This window comes from Cryptocyanus atlanticus LEGE 06306 (assembly GCF_056633155.1).
In genome coordinates, this window is the sequence record NZ_JBSJOZ010000002.1 from 192106 (window position 1) to 211045 (window position 18940).

Annotated in this window: 18 protein-coding genes, 1 tRNA gene and 1 pseudogene; 10 read left to right on the plus strand and 10 right to left on the minus strand. The window is 70.6% G+C overall.

Annotation, left to right across the window (positions count from 1 at the left end; all coding sequences use genetic code 11):
* Window positions 1–25: 25 nt before the first annotated feature.
* From rplB to rplC, 4 genes are read right to left on the minus strand one after another with little or no spacing between them, the layout of a single operon-like run.
* Window positions 26–889 (minus strand): 50S ribosomal protein L2, encoded by an 864-nt coding sequence (gene rplB / locus ACWJI7_RS03700; RefSeq protein ID WP_479935466.1) that lies wholly within the window; start codon window positions 887–889, stop codon window positions 26–28.
* Window positions 890–904: 15 nt separating this feature from the next.
* Window positions 905–1207, minus strand: coding sequence for a 50S ribosomal protein L23 (locus ACWJI7_RS03705; protein ID WP_479935468.1), 303 nt, complete (start codon window positions 1205–1207; stop codon window positions 905–907).
* Window positions 1200–1835, minus strand: coding sequence for a 50S ribosomal protein L4 (gene rplD, locus ACWJI7_RS03710; protein ID WP_479935470.1), 636 nt, complete (start codon window positions 1833–1835; stop codon window positions 1200–1202). Before rplD ends, ACWJI7_RS03705 begins: the two co-directional genes overlap by 8 nt.
* Window positions 1836–1846: 11 nt before the next feature.
* Window positions 1847–2494, minus strand: a complete 648-nt coding sequence (gene rplC, locus ACWJI7_RS03715; protein ID WP_479935471.1) for a 50S ribosomal protein L3 — start codon at window positions 2492–2494, stop codon at window positions 1847–1849.
* A 431-nt stretch (window positions 2495–2925) separates the two neighbouring features.
* Between rplC and ndhN the strand changes: the two genes are divergently transcribed.
* Complete coding sequence (ndhN, locus tag ACWJI7_RS03720) at window positions 2926–3390, plus strand: NAD(P)H-quinone oxidoreductase subunit N (RefSeq protein ID WP_479935473.1); 465 nt, start codon at window positions 2926–2928, stop codon at window positions 3388–3390.
* A complete protein-coding gene (locus ACWJI7_RS03725) occupies window positions 3380–4459 on the plus strand; it encodes a Light dependent period protein LdpA domain-containing protein (protein ID WP_479935475.1) in 1080 nt (359 codons plus the stop codon). The genes ndhN and ACWJI7_RS03725 overlap by 11 nt, the downstream gene beginning before the upstream one ends.
* Here the strand turns inward: ACWJI7_RS03725 and ACWJI7_RS03730 are convergent.
* Window positions 4433–6784 (minus strand): fused MFS/spermidine synthase, encoded by a 2352-nt coding sequence (locus ACWJI7_RS03730; RefSeq protein ID WP_479935477.1) that lies wholly within the window; start codon window positions 6782–6784, stop codon window positions 4433–4435. The genes ACWJI7_RS03725 and ACWJI7_RS03730 overlap by 27 nt on opposite strands.
* A 189-nt stretch (window positions 6785–6973) precedes the next feature.
* On the opposite strand from ACWJI7_RS03730, the gene ACWJI7_RS03735 reads away from it, so the two are divergent.
* From ACWJI7_RS03735 to recA, 4 genes are all read left to right on the plus strand, one after another.
* Window positions 6974–8638, plus strand: a complete 1665-nt coding sequence (locus tag ACWJI7_RS03735) for an AAA family ATPase (RefSeq protein ID WP_479935479.1) — start codon at window positions 6974–6976, stop codon at window positions 8636–8638.
* Window positions 8639–8789: 151 nt separating this feature from the next.
* Window positions 8790–8861: transfer RNA gene (locus ACWJI7_RS03740), tRNA-Gln, on the plus strand.
* Window positions 8862–8876: 15 nt separating this feature from the next.
* Window positions 8877–9626 carry an HAD family hydrolase gene (locus tag ACWJI7_RS03745; RefSeq protein WP_479935481.1) on the plus strand — a complete coding sequence of 250 codons (750 nt, stop codon included), beginning with the start codon at window positions 8877–8879 and terminating at the stop codon, window positions 9624–9626.
* A gap of 217 nt (window positions 9627–9843) precedes the next feature.
* The gene (gene recA / locus ACWJI7_RS03750; protein WP_479935483.1) at window positions 9844–11031 is read left to right on the plus strand and encodes a recombinase RecA; all 1188 of its coding nucleotides are present in this window, start codon (window positions 9844–9846) and stop codon (window positions 11029–11031) included.
* A gap of 68 nt (window positions 11032–11099) precedes the next feature.
* On the opposite strand, the gene ACWJI7_RS03755 is transcribed toward recA, so the two are convergent.
* The 3 genes and pseudogenes from ACWJI7_RS03755 to ACWJI7_RS03765 form a co-directional block, all read right to left on the minus strand.
* Entirely contained in the window at window positions 11100–11468 is a 369-nt protein-coding gene (locus ACWJI7_RS03755; RefSeq protein WP_479935485.1) for a DUF1815 family protein, read from the minus strand.
* A gap of 125 nt (window positions 11469–11593) precedes the next feature.
* Window positions 11594–11842 (minus strand): annotated as a pseudogene (locus ACWJI7_RS03760) (DUF2839 domain-containing protein); the annotation flags it as partial.
* Between the two features lie 51 nt (window positions 11843–11893).
* Window positions 11894–13324: a helicase gene (locus ACWJI7_RS03765; protein WP_479935487.1), complete on the minus strand. Its 1431-nt coding sequence runs from the start codon at window positions 13322–13324 to the stop codon at window positions 11894–11896.
* Window positions 13325–13366: 42 nt separating this feature from the next.
* On the opposite strand from ACWJI7_RS03765, the gene ACWJI7_RS03770 reads away from it, so the two are divergent.
* On the plus strand, window positions 13367–14230 hold the full coding sequence (locus tag ACWJI7_RS03770; RefSeq protein WP_479935488.1) for a prephenate/arogenate dehydrogenase: 864 nt from the start codon (window positions 13367–13369) through the stop codon (window positions 14228–14230).
* A 6-nt stretch (window positions 14231–14236) separates the two neighbouring features.
* Here the strand turns inward: ACWJI7_RS03770 and crtD are convergent, their stop codons facing one another.
* Entirely contained in the window at window positions 14237–15820 is a 1584-nt protein-coding gene (crtD, locus tag ACWJI7_RS03775) for a C-3',4' desaturase CrtD (protein WP_479935490.1), read from the minus strand.
* Between the two features lie 35 nt (window positions 15821–15855).
* On the opposite strand from crtD, the gene ACWJI7_RS03780 reads away from it, so the two are divergent.
* Window positions 15856–16770 (plus strand): fructosamine kinase family protein, encoded by a 915-nt coding sequence (locus ACWJI7_RS03780; RefSeq protein WP_479935492.1) that lies wholly within the window; start codon window positions 15856–15858, stop codon window positions 16768–16770.
* Here the strand turns inward: ACWJI7_RS03780 and ACWJI7_RS03785 are convergent.
* Window positions 16767–17150, minus strand: a complete 384-nt coding sequence (locus ACWJI7_RS03785) for a CAAD domain-containing protein (protein WP_479935493.1) — start codon at window positions 17148–17150, stop codon at window positions 16767–16769. The two genes, ACWJI7_RS03780 and ACWJI7_RS03785, sit on opposite strands and share 4 nt — an antisense overlap.
* Before the next feature lie 46 nt (window positions 17151–17196).
* Between ACWJI7_RS03785 and ACWJI7_RS03790 the strand changes: the two genes are divergently transcribed.
* Window positions 17197–17709, plus strand: coding sequence for a M67 family metallopeptidase (locus ACWJI7_RS03790; RefSeq protein ID WP_479935495.1), 513 nt, complete (start codon window positions 17197–17199; stop codon window positions 17707–17709).
* A 49-nt stretch (window positions 17710–17758) separates the two neighbouring features.
* A complete protein-coding gene (gene moeB / locus ACWJI7_RS03795; protein WP_479935496.1) occupies window positions 17759–18928 on the plus strand; it encodes a molybdopterin-synthase adenylyltransferase MoeB in 1170 nt (389 codons plus the stop codon).
* Window positions 18929–18940 lie beyond the last annotated feature (12 nt).

Consider the following 18940-nt stretch of genomic DNA (forward strand, 5'->3'; position numbering starts at 1 on the left):
GCAGACAGCAGATCGGTGTGGAACATCAGGAATCCCGTCCTCCGCGACTCCGCTTGGAGGTGCGGCGACGTTTCCGCAGCACAAACCGATTGCTGGGTTTGTTCCGCTTGCGCGTTTTCAGGCCCAGGGCCGGTTTCCCCCAGGGGGTGACCGGTCCGGAGCGGCCGATCGGGGCGCGGCCCTCGCCACCACCATGGGGGTGATCGCAGGGGTTCATCACGCTGCCGCGCACCTGGGGGCGGCGGCCTAGCCAACGCTTGCGGCCGGCCTTGCCCAGGCTGGTGTTGCGCACTTCGGCATTGCCCACCTCACCGAGGGTGGCGTAGCACTCCCGCCGCACCAGGCGCACCTCGGTGGAGGGCAGCTTGAGGGCGACGTAATCACCCTCCTTGGCCATCACCTGGGCACTGCCGCCGGCGGTGCGGACCATCTGGCCACCCCGGCCGGCGTAGAGCTCCACGTTGTGGACGCTGGAACCGAGCGGGATCGAGGAGAGGGGCAGGGCATTGCCCACTTCGATCGGGGCTTCGGGGCCCGAGACGACCGACTGGCCGACGGCGACCCCGGCGGGGGCCAGGATGTAACGCTTCTCACCATCGACATAGAAGAGCAGCGCCAGGCGGGCGTTGCGATGGGGGTCGTAGTGGATGGCGGCCACCTTGGCCACCACGCCGTGCTTGTCGCGGCGAAAGTCGACCAGGCGGTAGCGGCGCTTGTGACCGCCGCCACGGTGGCGGCAGGTGATGACCCCACGGTTGTTGCGGCCCTTCTGGCGGTGCTTGGCGACCACCAGGGACCGTTCCGGCCGCCGCTCGGTGACTTCAGTGAAGTCGCTGGCGACGCGGCCGCGGGTGCCGGGGGTGTAGGGGCGGTAGTTGCGGATTGCCATGACGATTCAGACCCCTCAGGCCTCTGGGAACAACTGGATGGCATCGCCCTCGGCCAGACGCACCACGGCCTTCTTCACCTGGGCGCGCTTACCGGCGAAGCGACCGACGCGCCGGCTGCGGCGCGGCGGGTTCATGGTGCTGACCCCGACGACCCGCACCTCGAAGAGGTGCTCAACCGCGGCCTTGATCTCGGGTTTGGCGGCCCGGGGGTCCACTTCGAAGGTGTACTGGTTGAATTCCAGGGCCCGGGTGGCCTTTTCGGTGATCAACGGCCGGCGGATCACATCCGCGAGCCGTCCAGCAAAACGTTCAGACATCGCCGTAGACCTCCTGAATCCGCGCGAGGGCCTCATCGCTCAGCACCAGGGTGCTGGCGTGGAGCAGATCGAAGACATTGAGCTGATCGGCGGCGATCAGCTTGACCGTCTCGAGGTTGCGCACCGAGCGGCGCACCACCTCGCTGGGCTGATCAAGCACGATCAGCACCTTGCTGCCGGCCGCCACGCCGAGGCGCTGCAGGGCGGCGACGATTTCCCGGGTGCTCGGGGTCTCCAGAGCAGCACCGAAGCCGCTGACCACGACCAGATCGGCCGAGCGGCTGACCAGGGCGGTGCGCAGGGCCAGACGCCGCTCCTTGCGGTTCATGCTCAGGGCGTAGGAGCGGGGCTTGGGCCCGAACACCACACCGCCACCGGGGCGCAGGGGTGTTCGGATCGAACCCTGACGGGCCCGTCCAGTGCCTTTCTGTTTGTAGGGCTTGCGGCCGCCGCCCCGCACCTCGGCCCGGGTGAGGGTGCTGGCGGTGCCCTGACGGGCATGGGCCTGCTGCCGCACCAGGGCGCGGTGCACCAGGGCGGCGGCGGAGGATTCCTTGGCGACCTTCAGGTCAAGGCTGGCGGTGCCGGCCTCGTTCCCCTGCCAATCGCGAACAACACATTGCAGCATGACGGTTCTCCTCAGTTCGCGGCCTTGGCGCCGACCCGCAGGGCGGGACGGATCGAGAGCAGGGCCCCGGGCTTGCCGGGCACCGACCCCTTCACCACCAGCAGGTTGCGCTCCACGTCCACCTTCAAGATGGTGAGCCCGCGGGTGGTGATCTGCTTGCCGCCGTAGCGTCCGGCCATCCGCTTACCGGGGTAGACCCGGCCGGGGGTGGTGCCGGCGCCGGTGGAACCCGGCTCGCGATGGTTCTTGGAACCATGGCTCATCGGGCCGCGGCTGAAGCCGTGGCGCTTCTGGTAGCCGGAGAACCCCCGGCCGATCGTGTCGCCGCTCACGTCGATCTTCTGGCCGGCCTCGAAGGCTTCGACCGTGATGGCGCCACCGAGTTCGAGGCCGTCGAGGGACTCGAGGCGGTACTCGTGGAGATGACGGAGAAGCTCTTCGCCGGACCGGGCCAGGTGGCCGGCGGCCGGCCGGTTGACGAGTTTCTGGCGAATCTCGCCGAAACCGATCTGGGCGGCGGTGTAGCCGTCGGTGGCGGGGGTCTTCAGTTGGGTGATGCGGCAGGGGCCCGCCTCGATCACAGTGACCGGGATGGACTTGCCGGCCGGGTCGAAGAACTGGGACATGCCCAGTTTCGTCCCGAGGATGCCGAAAGACATGGGGGGAAGAAACGCCAGCAGGACTACGGCACGGCTCCCGGGGAAGGGGGCACGGGCCGCCTGGGGCTGTATCGATCAGACGCGCTGGGCCAGGGGAGACTCTGGCTTCCCCATCACTCTGAACGGGTCAGGGCGATGGCGGTTGGGCTAGCGGTTGGCGAGACAGCGGGCTGGGACTTGTCCGCTCCGATCCGGGATCGGGCGGCAGTATCCCGGCGGCTTGGCGGCCGTCGTTCAGGGATGGCCCTGAACGACGGCCGGGCCGCACTGGCCTGGAGGAGCCATCGCCAGCGACGACTCCGTGCAGCGCTCTGGAGGCCCGGCTAGCGGACGGGCACACAGCGGTTGCACAAGGGGCAACCATACCCCATGACCTTCACCCATCCCCGGCATCGCCTGCCAGACTTGCCGGACTGAATTCGGAGGCGTCGATGCCCCTGCTGCTCACCGGTCGTCGTTTCCGTCAGGAGCTGGAGCAGGCCGGCGCCCTCGCCCTCTACGCCCCCCTGGAGGGGGGAGCCGAGACCCGGCTGCTGCGCCGGATGCGAGCGGCGGGTTACGGAGCCCAGATCACCTCGGCGCGGGGCCTGGGGGATCCGGAAGCGTTCCTGTTCCAGACCCACGGGGTGCGCCCCCCCCATCTGGGGCACCACAGCATCGGAGGCAGTGGAGCCGCGGTCGGCGAGGTGCAGCGGGTGATGCCCCAGCTGGGTGCCCTCCTGGAGGGAACGCGGCCCATGCTGCTCTGGCTTCTCGAAGCCCAGGTGCTCTCCCTGGCTGAGCTGGGTTCGCTCTGTGCGCTGACCCGCCGGGAGCCCAGGCTTCGGATCGTGGCCGAGATGGGCGGCTCACGCAGCCTGCGTTGGCAACCCCTGGAGGCGCTGATTGGGGGATGAGCCGGCTTCGCCGGATCGGCTGTCGGCCGAGCAGGCCCTGGCCCGGGGTCGCTGGGTCAAACTCATCTGCGGCGCCAGCAACCAGGACCTGGTCGCGATCGAGGATCTGGTTGGCATCTATGCGCTGGCCGGGGTCCATTGCATCGATGTGGCGGCCGATCCCGCCGTGGTGGCGGTGGCGCGGCGGGGCCTCGCCTGGGCTCGAGACCAGGGGGGGGGACGCCGGCCGGCTCCCTGGCTGATGGTGAGCCTCAGCGATGGAGAGGATCCCCATTTCCGCAAGGCCTGGTTCGATCCCCGTGTCTGCCCGCCCGGTTGTTCCCGTCCCTGTGAGCGGGTCTGTCCGGCCCAAGCCATCCCCCCGGACGGGGGCGTGCTGGCCGAGCGCTGCTATGGCTGCGGGCGCTGCCGGCCGGCCTGCCCCCACGGGCTGATCGAGGAGCGGGGGCAGGTGCTGGCCGCCGAGGCCGTGGCCCCGTTGCTGGCTCGCCTCCGACCCGACGCCGTGGAGCTGCACACCCGGGCCGGCCGCGTCGCCGCCTTCGCGCGCCGCCTGGAGCAGGTGGTGGCCTCCGGCGTGCCACTCAAGCGCCTGGCGGTGAGCTGCGGTGAGGACTCGCCGGGGGCGTCCGCCGCCCTGGCCGGCGAACTCCGGCTTCGCCGGGCCCTGGTGCTCCGGGAGGGGTTCCGCCCGATCTGGCAGCTCGATGGGCGGCCGATGAGTGGGGATGTGGGGCCCGGCATGGCCCAGGCGGCGGTGCGTCTGGCCGCCCGGCTGATCCCGCTGGCGCCCCCCGGGCCGTTGCAACTGGCTGGGGGCACCAACGGCAGCACGATCACCCTGCTGGAACGGGATGCCTGGGCTGGGGCCAGGGTGGCGGGGGTGGCGTTCGGGGGTGCCGCACGGCAGTTGCTGGCGCCCCTGCTGGAGCAGGCGGCGGGGCGGGGCCGGCGCCTGCTCGAACTGCCGGATCTGTGGCCGGAAGCCCTCACCCTGGCGGGAACGCTGGTGGGGCCTTGGTTGCGGCGGACACGGCGCACTTCAGCGGGAGGGAGCCTTGACGACTGACTCGACCGGTATCTCGGGCTGGTTGATGAAAAACTCGTCGCGTGGGAACAGATCGGTGAGCACGCTTCCCTGGCGTGGGCTGGAGGGATCCCAGCGCAGGTGGGGCCCGGCGATCGCCTGCTGGGCCTGATCGGCGGTGAACTCCGGCGTTCCCTGGCGGAAATGGGCGACCACCTCCGGCGATTGCAGTCTGCCGAGCAGGCGGCGTTCGTCGAAGACGAGCGGTTCGTTGCTGCCGATCAGGATGTTGGCGGGTTGCAGCATCACCCCATAGGGGAAGACCTCCATGAAGGTGCTCACCACCCGGCCGGTCGGGGCCCACTGCACGAAGAGGCCCCCCGGTTTGAGGCGGGCGCGCACCTGCTCCATGAATTCCCTGCTGTAGAGGAGGCCGGAGTGGGAGGTCATCGGCAGGACCGCGTCGGCCTCGATCACGTCGTACCGCTTCGGGTCCCTGGCCAGCTCGCGGCGGCCGTCGGCGTAGACGAAGCGGAGGCGGGGATCGGCCAGCAGAGCGGCCACGGGGCCATCGGGTTGGGTGGCCCCGAGCTGGTCGAGAACCGAAAGCACCGGCTTGATCAGCTCGATGCCCACCACCTCCTCGGTCCGCTCGGACACCAGGGCCCCCCAGGGGGTGCCTCCGCTGCCCACGCCCACCAGGAGGACCTGCTTCGGATCGGGATGGATCAGGGGTCCCAGGCTGCCGAGCAGGGTGTGCAGCGGGTAGAAGGGCACCGTTCCCTGGGTATGGCCCTGGATGACGAACTTGCCGTAGCCGTCGGTGGGATCGGCGCGGAAGTAGGCCACTCCGCTGCGGTCCTCCGACCAGAGCCCGTCCTGTCCGGGCGCCGGCCGATGCACCCGATCCCAGAACGCCTGGTTGCCTGGAATGAACAGGGCCGCCGCCGCCCCTGCGGCCAGCACCATCTCGGGACGGCGTCCCCGACCACCCCGCCACAGCCAGCCCAGCAGCAGGGCCAGGGAGAGGGCCGCCAGCAACCGCAGGGTGCCGGCCGTTCCGAGCACATGGAGCGTGATCAGGCCCGTGAGGACTGATCCCGCCGCGTTGCCGGCGATGTTGGCCAGCTGCACCCAGCCCACCCGGGCCCCCACATCCCGGAGATCCTGTTGGACCGCCCGCTGGACGAACGGAAAGGTCATGCCGATCAGAAAGGCCGGCGGCCCGACGAGGAGCACCGCCACCACAAAGCGGGGCCAGAGCAGATCGGGGCTGAGGTAGGCGCCGCCTCCGGGCAGGATCACGCTCATGGGCCAGAAGGGGAGGGCCTGCCACAGCAGCAGGATCAAGGCGATGGCCACCAGGAAGCCGGCCCCCTGGGTGATGAAGAAAGCCGGCCTGGGGTCCCGCATCCTCCGGACCAGCCGGGCCGCCACGGCCATGCCGATGCCATCGGCAATCAGGAAGATGCCCAGCACCGTCGGGAAGAGGTAGGCGTGGTACTGCCCGGCGGTGCCCAGCACCCGCAGCCAGACGATCTCCAGGGCCACGATCACGTAACCGGAGAGAAAGACCAGCGCGCACCAGAGCCTGAGACCACCGAAGGGCTCGGCCGGCCCCGCCTCGGGCTGCCGCGCGGGGGACGCGTCTCCCCCGGCCCCGGTGGGTTGCCCGACGCCCCCGGGGCTGAGGCCGGCCGCCTCGGCCCGGCGCAGGCCGGCCCGCAGACTCAGGGCCAGAAGAGCCGCGGCGAGATCCAGGCTCGCCGCCAGAACAAGTGAGGCCACAAACCCGATCCGACCGACGATCAGGAAGCCGCCGAGCAGGGCCCCCAGGCCAGCACCCAGGGTGTTCAGGCCATACAGGAGCGAGATCCGCTCCGCCACCGTCTCCAGGGAACTGGCCACGGCACGGGAGAGCAGCGGCAGTGAGGCGCCCATCAAGGTGGTGGGGATGACCAGGCCGAGGAAGCAGAGGACGAAGATGGCCAGCTGGCTGTCGATCCGGCCGGCCAGGCCCATGGCCAGCCAGTCGTAGAGGAAGGGCTTTGAGAGCAGGGCGCAGACCGCCACACCGATCTCGCAGAGGGCGAACCAGGTGAGGGCCTGGGTGGGACTGACCCGGTCGGCCACCTTGGCGCCCAGGATCGAGCCGACTCCCAGACCGGCCAGGAAGGCTCCCACCACCAGGGCGGCACTGACCGTGTCCGAGCCGGCGAAGATCCCCAGCATGCGTTGCCAGATGATCTGGCAGAGCAGGGACCCGAAGCCTGAGCAGAAGAAGGCCAGCATCAGCCGGCGCAGACCCCTGGACCCCACGGCCTGCCGGAAACCCGGGGAAGAGGGGGCGGAAAGCTCTGTTGTCATCGGGTCCTCGCTGTCCCCCTGGGACCCTGCACCGCGCTGGAAACCATACCCGCGGCTCCCCGGCCCCATGGCCCCGTCGCGCCGGATCGCTCCCTGGTCCGGGCATCCCGGCTAGACCGGATCTGAACCTGCGTCGCCCCCGCCCTGCCCCAGTTCTTCCCCCAGGCTCCACCCCGGTCCCCCGCTCCGGTGCCCTCCGTTCAGCGCGTCACCGATGACCTCCGCCTCCTGCTCGAGGTTCTCCCCGAAGGGGTGCGTCAGGCCCTGGAGGCCATCGAGGCCCGGGACCAGCTGCTGGAGGTGGTGCTCGATCTCGGCCGCCGCCCGGAGGCGCGCTTCCCGGGCCGGACTCTTCTGCTGGCGGAGCGGGTGATCGAGCGCTCCGACCTGGCGGCGGTGTTGACCCGGCTGGGGGCCTTCGGCGGCGACAACCGGGCTGGCATCGAACGGACCCTGCACCGCATCAGCGCCATCCGCAACCGGGCCGGCGAGGTGGTGGGGCTCACCTGCCGGGTGGGGCGGGCCGTGTACGGCACCGTGGCGATGGTGCGGGATCTGCTCGACAGCGGCCGATCCCTGCTGCTGATGGGGCGGCCCGGGGTCGGCAAGACCACCGCCCTGCGCGAGATCGCCCGGGTGCTGGCCGATGAGCTGGAGCGCCGCGTGGTGGTGATCGACACGAGCAACGAGATCGCCGGCGATGGCGACATTCCTCACCCGGCCATCGGCCGGGCCCGGCGCATGCAGGTGGCCAGACCCGAACTGCAGCACCAAGTGATGATCGAGGCGGTGGAAAACCACATGCCCGAAGTCATCGTGATCGATGAGATCGGCACGGAGCTCGAGGCTCTGGCGGCCCGCACCATTGCCGAGCGGGGCGTGCAGCTGGTGGCCACGGCCCACGGCAATGAACTCGCCAACCTGATCAAGAATCCCACTCTGGCCGATCTGGTGGGGGGGATCCAGTCGGTGACCCTCGGCGATGAGGAGGCCCGGCGTCGCGGCTCGCAGAAGTCGGTGCTGGAACGCTGCGCCGAACCCACCTTTTCGGTGGCGGTGGAGATCCACAGCCGCGGCCGCTGGCTGGTCCACAGCGACGTGGCCCGCAGCGTGGATCTGCAGCTGCGGGGACTGCCGGCCCGCCCCCAGGCCCGGGCACTCGACGGGGACGGACGGCTGCGGCTCGAGGACCCCTCGCCCATCCCGCCGGTCTCCCGACCCAGGCCAGGCCATCCTGTCCACCCGCCGCCGCCGCGAGCCGCTCCGCCCCCACCCGATTCCGGGAACCTGGCGCCGGTGCCCCCGCTCGACCCTGCCCAGCCGTCTCCCCACCGGGAGCGGCCGAGCCCTGAGGTCGAGGCTCCGGTGCCGCCGCTGCGTCTGTTCTGCTGCGGCGTCAAGGCCCAGCTGCTCGAGCAGGTGATCCGCGGCCGCCAGCTGCCGGTGGAGCGGGTGATGGCAGTGGCCGAGGCCGATGCGGTGCTCAGCCTGCGCCGTCAGCTGGGCCGTGACCCTGAACTGAGGCGACTGGCCCGGGATCACCGGGTGCCCATCCTCGTGATCAAGGCCGACACCCTTCCCCAGATCCAGCGGGGGGTGGAGCGTCTGCTGCGCCGGAGCCGTGAGCAGGCGGGGCCGGTGCCGCCGGTCTCCCCCGATGACGCCCATGGAGCGATGGAGGAATGTCGGCTGGCGGTGGAGCAGGTGGTGTTGCCGAGGGGGCAGCCGGTGGAGCTGCTTCCCCGCAGCGGCAGGGTGCGTCGCATCCAGGCGGAGCAGGTGAGCCGGTATGGCCTCAGCAGCGCCGAGTTCGGCAGCGGCGAGCACCAGCGGCTGCGTGTCTTTCCCCGCTGAGCCCCGCCGCCGGAGAGATTGACGAAGGACGGCCCGCTGTGGGTAACTATCAGGGCACCCGGCCCCGTGCCGTCCCGGCCGAGATCCAGTCCCTGGATCGCTGATCCAGTCCCTGGATCAGCCCCTCGCCTGACGGTCACCGCTGGAGCGTTGGGCCGTCGCCAAGTGGTAAGGCAGCGGGTTTTGGTCCCGCCATTCCTAGGTTCGAATCCTAGCGGCCCAGTTCTGATCTCCTCTTGTGCCACCGGGCCCCCTGCTGGTCTTCGATTTCGACGGCGTGCTGGTGGACGGCATGGCCGAGTACTGGTGGTCGGCCCGGCAGACCGCCCTGGGGCTCAGCTCCACCCTCACGCTGCCCGAGCAGGCTCCGCCGGCCTTCGCCCGGCTGAGGCCGTTGATCCACAGGGGCTGGGAGATGGTGCTGCTGGCCGCTGAGCTGGGCCGTGGCGGCTTCGATCCCGCCGCCGCTCTGGATGATTACCCCGCCGCCCTGGTCGGGGCCCTGCGGATCTGGGGCTGGTCGCCCGAGCCGCTTCAGGGGGCGCTGGAGGCGGTGCGCCGCCAGGCCATCGCCACCGACCGAGGGCACTGGCTGGGTCTGCACCGGCCCTACCCGGGTGTGATCCAACGCCTCACGGCGCTGCAGGACGAGGGGGCCGACTGGGTCGTGTTGACCACCAAGGGCGGGGCCTTCGCCGCGGAGCTCCTGGCGGCCCATGGGCTCATCCCCCTGGATCTGTTCGGCCACGAGCGGGGCAGCAAACCGGAGGTGCTGCTGCAGTTGGGGGAGCTGGGGCGTCCGCTCCGGTTCATCGAGGACAGGCGGGCCACCCTTGAGGCGGTGCGCGCCACGCCGGGACTGGAGGCCGTTCGCTGCTTCCTGGTGTCCTGGGGCTACCTGGGGCCCCACGACGCGGTGGCCCTGCCGGAGGGCATCACCCTGCTGGATCGCCCCCACTTCGAGGCCCCCTTGGCGGACTGGCCCTGATCCGCTAGCGTACGCCTGTACTAATTCCCAGCCGCCATCCGGTCACCGGCCGGCCGCCACTGGTATGCCGGCCGCCACTGGTATGCCGGCCGCCACTGGTACGCCGGCCGCCACTGGTACGCCGGCCGGCTTTGGTGGCATCTGATCCGTGAGGCCGCCGCCGGTCCCGTCCGGGGCCCGTTCGTCCCCGGTCCATTCTTTCGCCATCCCCTGACCCATGCCCGCCGATCACAAGAGCACCGACCTCAGGACCACCCACCCCCGCTCCTCCACCAACGGTGCAGCGGGTGGTGCGGGTGCCGCCGGAGCCGCCGAGCGCGACAAGGCTCTGAATCTGGTGCTCGGCCAGATCGAGCGCAACTTCGGCAAGGGCTCGATCATGCGCCTCGGTGACGCGTCCCGCATGCGGGTCGAAACCGTTTCCACCGGTGCCCTCACCCTCGATCTGGCCCTCGGTGGCGGCTATCCCAAGGGCCGGGTGGTGGAGGTCTACGGCCCGGAGAGCTCCGGCAAGACCACCCTCACTCTCCATGCCATCGCCGAGGCGCAGCGCCGCGGCGGTGTGGCCGCCTTCGTGGACGCCGAGCATGCCCTCGATCCCGTCTATGCCGCGGCCCTGGGGGTCGACGTCGAAAACCTGCTGGTGTCCCAGCCGGACACCGGCGAAATGGCCCTGGAGATCGTGGATCAGCTCGTGCGCTCCGCCGCCGTCGACATCGTCGTGGTCGACTCGGTGGCGGCTCTCACACCCCGCGCTGAGATCGAAGGAGAGATGGGGGATCTGGCCGTGGGCAGCCAGGCCCGGCTGATGAGCCAGGCGATGCGCAAGATCACCGGCAACATCGGCAAGTCGGGCTGCACGGTGATCTTCCTCAACCAGCTGCGCCAGAAGATCGGGGTCACCTACGGCAGCCCGGAAACCACCACCGGTGGTAACGCGCTCAAGTTCTATGCCTCGGTGCGGCTCGACATCCGTCGCATCCAGACCCTCAAGCGCGGCACGGAGGAATACGGCATCCGGGCCAAGGTGAAAGTGGCGAAGAACAAGGTGGCGCCTCCCTTCCGCATCGCTGAGTTCGACATCCTCTTCGGTCGCGGCATCAGCACCCTCGGCTGTGTGCTCGATTTGGCCGAGGAGACGGGCGTGGTGATCCGCAAGGGAGCCTGGTACAGCTACGAGGGCGACAACATCGGCCAGGGCCGCGACAACACGATCACCTGGCTGGAGCAGAACCCCGAGCGCAAGGAGCTGATCGAGGCCGAGGTGCGTCGCAAGCTCACCGAAGGGGCCGATGTGACGGCCAATTCGATGAAGCCGCTCACTGCCGCAGCTGCCCGGTTGGCTGCCGTGTCGGCTGAACCGTCAGATGGAGCAGACCCGGAGGTCATGGCCGAGCTGGGCTGAGTGGCCTTGGCTGGCGTGGTGGAACTGGGCTGCGCAACTACTCACTGGCCAGGCGTCCCTGCTCCCGCTCAGGCGGCGGGAGCCTCCAGCCGGCTGGAGGTGGTCCCATTCCGTTCCGGCGACAGCGGCCTGGGTTGCTGCAGGAACAGGGCGACACGCTGGAGCTCCTGGATCGCATCGGCGCCCTCGAGCTTCACCAGTTCGTGGCCATTGCGGGATTCGACCCAGCTGATGCCGAAGTCGGAGACCAGAAACCGCACCATGTGCCCGTCGCCCAGGTCGGCTACGAAGGAGGCCCCATGACCATCGCGACCATCGCCGCAGACATAGCAGGTGGCCACGAGCCCCTTGCGCTGAAGACTGCTGGCCAGGGCCTGCAGGCTCATGACCAGATCCTGCACCACGGAGCGGTAGTGCTCGGCGAGGCGTGGAAACATGGGACGGCTCGATGGTTGCCGCAATCCTAAGCTTTTCTTTCGATTGTTGTGAGTAGAAAGACTCAGCTCCGGTCCAGGCCGGGGTCTGGGGACGGCCAGGTCCCAGGGGCGTCGGGTGGGATCCAGGGGCCGTCGGCCAGGGTCCACCAGCCGAGAGCGGGGCCGATGAACCGCACTGTCACCCAGAAGAGCACCAGGGCCCCGATCCCGAACCAGGCTCCGCGCGTCGTGAGCGACACGAAGCGATCGGCCTGACGGCGGGTGATCGGCAGCCAGGGCGCCAGCCTCCCGGAGGTGTCCGTTGCCACCGGCCGGATGCTCGTCTTCTCGCGGGGCGGCAGACCCTGTTCCGCTCGGCGCCGTGCCTCTCCCATCGTCTTCACTTAGCCGGGGTCAACCCAGGCTAGAAGTTCGGATCGAGTTCCTCAGCCCGGAAGCAGTCGCTTCAGGGCCACCCAGGGCTCAAGGGCCTGCAGCACCTGGCGACCCCAGCTGCGGCCATGCAGCCGGCCGTCCAGCACCGCCGCCCGCCCGCCGCTGCGCCGCAGCCCGGCCAGACCGTGCTGGAGCCGGAACAGGGCTTCGGGCAGCAGCAGCTCCCGGAACCAGTCCCGACCCTCTCGCCGCAGCCGACCGACCCGAGCGGCCGTCAGCGGATCCTCCAGGCTGGCGATGGGCAGCGGTCCGAGGATCACCTGGCAGGGAAGTGGCAGGCGCTCCTGGTGTGCCAGCCACCAGGACCAGCCACAGCAGATCACCCCGTTGCTCTCGGGCGCCGTGATCTGGTGACCGACCCGACTGCCGAATTCAGCCGCCAGGGCACTGACGAGGGGCAGGCGCAGGGCCGGATCGTCCACCAGCACCACGCTGAGACCCGCCTGCCCCAACACCAGGCGGCGGCCGTGATCGAGCAGGTGATCGCCGTAGTGGGGGCTGTTGGGGAGCGGCTGTCGCAGGGGGGCATACAGGGGCAGGGGATCGGCCAGGGGGGGATCGGCCAGGTTCACCGTCACCTGGGGCGCCAGCCCGGCGACCCCGTCTTCGGGGCCCAGTTGTCCCACCAGCACCGCCCCGCGTCCCTCCAGCAGCCCGCCCATCACCTTGAGCGGTTCCAGGGGCTGCCGGTGCAGGGTCCAGTGGAGCAGCTGACGGTCCACGGCCGCCCAGCTGGTCCAGTTCTGGCCCTGGGCCGCCAGCCACTGGTCCCAGGGCTCCGGCAGCGGCGCGATCAACGCCAGCAGCTGGCGCAGAGGGGCCTCTTCCTCCGGCTCGACCGGTACCAGGCCGGAGGGGCTGGGGGGGTGGCCGAGGATCCGCTGACTGAGCCGGTGATGCAGGGCCAGCAGGCTGGGGTCGGCGCTGGGGAGGCTGCGGCGCAACTGTTCCCAGTGACGGCCGGCAAGCGGCCGGTCGAGGGCCAGGCGCAGCATCGGCTCCAGCTGCTCCGCTTCCGGTACCACGAGCTGGCGAGCGCCCAGCTGCCCGGCACGCCAGGCCTCCGCCAGCTCCCGGTGGTTGAGCAACCAGAGGCGGGCCTCGGCCGGAGCGATCGATCCCTCCCAGCAGGGCAGGTGGAGGCCCACCGTCCGCAACCGGGGCAGCTCCACCCGCTGCAACCGCTGTCTCAGGGCATCGCTCACCACCAGGGCCAGCGGGGCGTCGCTGAGGGCCAGGGGCACCAACATGCCCACGAGCCAGTCGGGATCACTGCCGGGGGCGAGCCGGATGAGGGTGTGGTCGGCCCGGCGAAGGCTGCGGGCCACCAGACGGCTCAGGGTCAGGTGATGGGGCCAGCGGATTCCACCCTCCTGACGCAGGAGCTGTTTGAGCTGCTGGTGGGCGCGGGCTTCCAACATCGCCGAATCGTAGGAAGCTGAGTTGATGCGGCCGTACCAGCGATGACATCCCTCTGGCGTGAACGACCCGTGGGGGTCGTGGGCCTCGGGCTGATCGGCGGCTCCATCGGCCTCGATCTGGGGGCCATGGATCTGGAGGTGCGGGCCCTGGTGCACCGGCAGGGAACCGCCGAGCGTGGCTGCCAGCGGGGGCTGGCCCATCGGGCCAGCACCGACCCCGCGGTGCTGGACGGGTGCGGCCTGGTGGTGCTGGCCCTTCCCCTCGATCGCCTGCTGGATCCGCCGGGTGCCCTGCTGGAGGCCCTGCCGCGGGATGCCGTGGTCACCGATGTGGGCTCGCTCAAGGCGGCGGTCCTGGCCCGGTGGCAGGGCCTCCATCCCCGTTTTGTCGCCAGCCATCCGATGGCGGGGACGGAGGCGGCCGGGGTGGAGGCCGGCCAGCGCCATCTGTTCCGGGGCCGCCCCTGGGTGGTGACCCCCGCGGCGGACACTGATCCGGAGGCCCTGGCGACGGTGCGGAGCCTGGCCGAAGCCCTTGAGGCCCGCTGGCTGCAATGTGACCCGAGCGCCCATGACCGGGCGGTGGCCCTGATCTCCCACCTGCCCGTCCTGGTGAGCGCTTCCCTGCTGCTGGCGGTGGACCGGAGTGGTGGGGCGGGGGCCGCGGACCCCACCCTGGTTCGCGCCCTCGCCTCCAGTGGCTTTGCCGACACCACCCGCGTCGGCGGAGGGAACCCGGAGCTCGGCGTCCTGATGGCCCTGCACAACCGGGATGCCCTGCTGCAGGCCCTGGCCTGCTACCGCGCTTCCCTGGGGGAGATCGAGGGCTGCCTGCGGCGCGAGGACGGGCCGGCCCTACAGGCGGAGCTGGAGCGCAGCCGGGAACTGCGGCCGGAGTTTCTCTAAGCCGGCTCAGGGGGGCCCAGACGGGCCGGCTGGGTCCCCCCGGACCAGGCTCAGGGCCTGGCCCCGCCCGGCCAGCAGCTGCCGGCAGGTCATCAGGGCCGAGAGGGTCACCCCGGCCGTGCCCTCCCCGGGATGGATGGCATCCCCACAGAGCCAGAACCCCGGCAGGGGAGTGCGGCTGGCCAGTCCGAACGGCCCGAAGCGGGAGGGATGCTGGCCCAGCCCCCCCACGAATCCGAACGGCCGACCGGTCCAGCGGGCGAAGCCCCGGGGAGTGGCGAGCTCGGCGTGGCGCCAGTCCGCGGCCGTGAGTCCCAGCAGCCGCTCCAGCCCGGCTTCGATGCCGGTTCGCGCCCTCCGTTTCGCCTCGGCGTAGGCGCTCTCCTCCAGGGAACACCAGGCTCGCGCAGGGGTGAACACGCTGGCGATCACCGTGGCCTGACCGGCCGGCGCCCGCCCATCCCCCTCGCGGCTCACCGAGACGAACAGGGAGCCGGGGTCGGGCCAGTCGATCTGGAGATGGGGCGGGCACTCCGGCGGCAGGGCGTGGCGTTCCACCGCGCCATAGAGCACCAGGGCGCCGCTGGGATCGGGCCCGCGCTCGAGCCGGCGGCGGTAGCCCGGCGGCAGGGCCGCCCCCAGCAGCCCCGGCAGGGCCTGCGGCGGCAGGCTGACGATCAGCTCCCGGCAGCTGAGCCGGAAGGGCCCGCCCCCGGGCCCCAGCCCCTCGATCCGCCAGCCGGCCGTCCCGTCCCCGTCCGCCGGGGACAGGCTCACCACCCGGTGCCGCAGGCGAAGCTGCCCGCCGCCGGAGGCAAGGGCCTGCTCCAGACTCTGGCTGAGGGCCTGCATCGATCCCTGGAGGTGCCACAGGCCCAGGGGCTCCTGGGCCATCGCCAGCACGCTGGCGCCGTAGAGAGCCGCGGTGCCGCCGGCTGGCTCCTGGGAGTACAGCCGTAGCTGCAGATCCAGGAAGCGCCGCAGCCGGGGGTCGGCGGCGCAGCCGCAGCACCGCAGCAGGTCGGCCACGCTCGATCCGATCAGCAGGGCTCCCGGCAGATTGGCGGGCCGCAGCGCCCCGATCAGTTGGCCCAGATCCCAGGCGCTGCGTGGCGGCAGCACCGGATCGCGGCCGGCGAAGGCCCAGTTCGCCCGGTGCAGGGCGGCGCAGAGCCGCCAGAACGATTCGCTCCCCGGGAACTGCCGTTGCCGCTCCTCCCGCCAGCGAGCCGGATCGCGCCAGAGCCGGATCGGGGCGGTCCCGTCGTCCAGATCCACCACGCAGCCGGGATCCAGGGGGGTGGCCGGCGGCGGTGGCACGTCGAGCGACCGGAACAGACGGCTGTGGATGCCGCCGGGCTCCAGGCCTGCCACCTGGGTGGCCCCCACGTCGAAGACGTAGGGGCCGCGCCGGAAGGTGCCGGCACAGCCGCCACTCTGGTGGTGGGCCTCGAGCAGCTGGACTCGCAGGCCGTGGCGGGCCAGCAGCGCCGCGGCGCTCAGCCCTGCGATGCCGGCGCCGATCACCGCCACATCACAGGTTGCCGCAGGGTCAGGCAGGGGGTCGGCCACGCAGGGGAGGAACGCCATGGGGCCGGCATGCTGGCAACAACCGCCGGGCCCCGATGCGCAACGCCCTCCAGATCTGGGTGCGACGGAGGCTCGGCACGGACCTGCTGGCCTGCCGGACCGTGGCCGGCGGCTGCATCCACACCGCCTGGGCCCTGGAGCTCGCCGATGGACGGCGCCTCTTCGCCAAGACCAACACCGCCGTGGCCCTGCCGCTGCTTCAGGCGGAGGTGGATGGCCTCGAGGCCCTGCGTCGGGCGGCGGCCGGCGAACTGGTGATTCCGGCGCCATTGCACTGTGACCTGGAGGACGGCACGGCCCTGCTGACGATGGACTGGCTGGATCTGGGCTCCCGCTCCGGCGGCGAAGCCTGGGAGGCAGCCGGCGCCGCCCTGGCCCGCCTGCATCGCCGTAGCCTGGAGTGGTGTCCCGCCGGTCCCGCCTTCGGCTGGAGCCGGGACAATTTCATCGGCTCAGGTCCCCAGCCCAACGGCTGGTCCCAGGACTGGGGGCGGTTCTTCACGGAACAGCGGCTGGAGGTGCAGCTGCGCATCGCGGGCGGCCGTGGACGCCGCTTCAGCGGGGCCGAGAGGCTGCTTGCCCGCACGGCGGACTGGCTGAATGGCCACGGGGCCGATCCCTGCCTCGTGCATGGGGACCTCTGGAGCGGCAACACGGGTCTGCTGGGTCAGGGACCGGTGCGGGCTGCGCTGTTCGATCCGGCCGTGTATCGCGGGGATCGGGAGGTGGATCTGGCCATGGCCCGGCTGTTCGGCGGTCTGCCCCCCGCCCTGTTCCGGGGATATGAGCACACCTGGCCCCTGCCGCAGGGCTGGCGGTTTCGCAGCCACCTCTACAACCTGTATCACCTGCTCAACCATGCCAATCTGTTCGGGGGCGGCTATGGGGATCAGGCCCAGGCCGTCATCGACGGGTTGCTCGCGGGGAAAGGGGCCGCCGCCGAGCGCTAGCCCAGGTACTCCTGGCGGATCGCCTGGAGGCGGTTCATCACGCTGGTGCGCTTCTCACTGGTGGAAAGGTTCTGCCAGCTCCAGTTGCCCACCACCACCAGGCCGAGGAGCTCCAGCAGGCCGGGCACCACGGGCAGGAGGTTGATCGTGTCCAGCACACCCTTGATCAGGACCTGGGCCACGATCACCGCCAGCAGAACGCCGACCCCTTTGCCGATGCGGCTGATCTGCGACCAGTCGACCTGATCGAGGCTCTGGTTCACCTTGGTGAGGATGTCCCCGTAGCGTTCGCTGAAACCGGCGGCGGGCTCGCCGTCGGCCATCGGCGGAACGCTCTCGGGGGCCGTCTGCTCCTGTTCGTGGGTGCTTACGTCGCTCATCTACGAAAGGGCGAAGGTGTGAGAGTCAAGGGCTCAAGGTATCGGTATGGGATCCGGCTGGCCAGAGCGGCTCGAGGTTGATTCGGATCGGCTGACCGTTCTGCGGGCCCTGATGGCGGCGGCGAAGCCGGCCGAGGGCTGCGCGTTGCTGCTGGGGGATGGCGGCTCCCGCCTGCGGATCCGGGCGCTCTGGCCCTGTCTCAATGTCTGGGAGCCGCCGGCCGAGCGGGGCCGGCGCTTCAGCATCGATCCCCGGGAGCAGCTGCTGGCCCAGAAGTGGGGCCGGCGGCGGGGCTGGCAGGTGATCGGCACGGTCCACAGTCATCCGGCCGGGCCGGCGGTGCCCTCGCCCACCGATCGCGACTGGGCGTTCCCACCCACTTTGATGCTGATCCTGGGCGTGGCCGGCGACCTGAGGGCCTGGTGGCTGAGCGAGCCGGGCCCGCCGGACTCCCGCCGGGCTGCCGTCAGGGAGCTGCCGATACGCGTCCCTTCGGTGCCTGGCGGGACTTCGGATCCGGACGGGGCGGCGGACAGCACCGGGGATTTGGGAGAGTAGGAGGGAAGGCCGCATCGATCGGCCCGACCGCGGCCCGAGGCCTGTTGCCATGCTTCCCCCTGATACCACCAGCATCCAGCTCAGCCCCGACGAGGTGGCGCGCTTCTCCCGCCACCTGATCCTGCCGGAGGTGGGCATGGAGGGCCAGAAACGGCTGAAGGCCGCCTCCGTGCTCTGCGTCGGCACCGGAGGTCTGGGTTCGCCTCTGCTGCTCTACCTGGCCGCCGCCGGCGTCGGCCGCATCGGCATCGTCGACTTCGACGTGGTGGACACCAGCAACCTCCAGCGCCAGGTGATCCACGGCACCAGCTGGGTGGGCAAGCCGAAGATCGAATCGGCGAAGCACCGCATTCTCGAGATCAATCCCCATTGCCAGGTGGATCTCTACGAGACCGCGCTCACCAGCGAGAACGCCCTGGCGATCTTCGAGCCCTACGACCTGGTCTGTGACGGCACCGATAACTTCCCCACCCGCTACCTGGTCAATGACGCCTGCGTCCTGCTGGGCAAGCCCAACGTGTACGGCTCGATCTTCCGATTCGAGGGCCAGGCCACGGTGTTCAACCACCTCGACGGGCCGAACTACCGCGACCTGTTCCCCGAGCCGCCGCCGCCGGGCATGGTTCCCTCCTGTGCCGAGGGGGGCGTGGTGGGTGTGCTGCCGGGCATCATCGGGGTGATCCAGGCCACCGAGGCCGTCAAGATCATCACGGGCATCGGCACCACCCTCAGCGGCCGTCTGCTGCTGTTCGATGCCCTGGGGATGCGCTTCCGTGAGCTGAAACTGCGTCCGAGTCTGGAGCGGCCCGTGATCGAGGGGCTGATCGATTACCAGGAGTTCTGCGGCGTCGGTGGGACCGCTCCGGGCCAGGAGGAATCCGGCAGCCTGGCGAGCATCAGCGTGGCAGAACTCAAGGCCCTGATCGATCTCCGCCAGGAGAGTCTCATCCTGCTGGACGTGCGCAATCCTCCCGAAGCCGAGATCGCCACCATCGCCGGTTCGGTACTGGTGCCCCTCGATCGGATTGAGAGTGGTGAGGCCGTCGACGAGATCCGTGAACTCGCCAGTGGCAAGACGCTCTACGTCCATTGCAAGATGGGCGGCCGATCCGCCAAGGCCCTGATCGCCCTGGGCCGCCATGGAATCGAAGGAGTGAACGTGGCGGGAGGCATCAACGCCTGGAGCGAAGAGGTGGATCCTTCCGTGCCCCTCTACTGATCGGCCCCGGTT

Excerpts from the sequence above, each read along its gene's own strand:
- rplC (WP_479935471.1), bottom strand. The coding sequence starts at position 2,494 with ATGTCTTTCGGCATCCTCGGGACGAAACTGGGCATGTCCCAGTTCTTC.
- ACWJI7_RS03770 (WP_479935488.1), top strand. The coding sequence starts at position 13,367 with ATGACATCCCTCTGGCGTGAACGACCCGTGGGGGTCGTGGGCCTCGGG.
- ACWJI7_RS03705 (WP_479935468.1), bottom strand. The coding sequence starts at position 1,207 with ATGTCTGAACGTTTTGCTGGACGGCTCGCGGATGTGATCCGCCGGCCG.
- crtD (WP_479935490.1), bottom strand. The coding sequence starts at position 15,820 with ATGGCGTTCCTCCCCTGCGTGGCCGACCCCCTGCCTGACCCTGCGGCA.
- ACWJI7_RS03780 (WP_479935492.1), top strand. The coding sequence starts at position 15,856 with ATGCGCAACGCCCTCCAGATCTGGGTGCGACGGAGGCTCGGCACGGAC.
- recA (WP_479935483.1), top strand. The coding sequence starts at position 9,844 with ATGCCCGCCGATCACAAGAGCACCGACCTCAGGACCACCCACCCCCGC.
- ACWJI7_RS03785 (WP_479935493.1), bottom strand. The coding sequence starts at position 17,150 with ATGAGCGACGTAAGCACCCACGAACAGGAGCAGACGGCCCCCGAGAGC.
- ndhN (WP_479935473.1), top strand. The coding sequence starts at position 2,926 with ATGCCCCTGCTGCTCACCGGTCGTCGTTTCCGTCAGGAGCTGGAGCAG.
- ACWJI7_RS03790 (WP_479935495.1), top strand. The coding sequence starts at position 17,197 with ATGGGATCCGGCTGGCCAGAGCGGCTCGAGGTTGATTCGGATCGGCTG.
- moeB (WP_479935496.1), top strand. The coding sequence starts at position 17,759 with ATGCTTCCCCCTGATACCACCAGCATCCAGCTCAGCCCCGACGAGGTG.
- ACWJI7_RS03765 (WP_479935487.1), bottom strand. The coding sequence starts at position 13,324 with ATGTTGGAAGCCCGCGCCCACCAGCAGCTCAAACAGCTCCTGCGTCAG.
- rplD (WP_479935470.1), bottom strand. The coding sequence starts at position 1,835 with ATGCTGCAATGTGTTGTTCGCGATTGGCAGGGGAACGAGGCCGGCACC.
- ACWJI7_RS03755 (WP_479935485.1), bottom strand. The coding sequence starts at position 11,468 with ATGTTTCCACGCCTCGCCGAGCACTACCGCTCCGTGGTGCAGGATCTG.
- ACWJI7_RS03730 (WP_479935477.1), bottom strand. The coding sequence starts at position 6,784 with ATGACAACAGAGCTTTCCGCCCCCTCTTCCCCGGGTTTCCGGCAGGCC.
- rplB (WP_479935466.1), bottom strand. The coding sequence starts at position 889 with ATGGCAATCCGCAACTACCGCCCCTACACCCCCGGCACCCGCGGCCGC.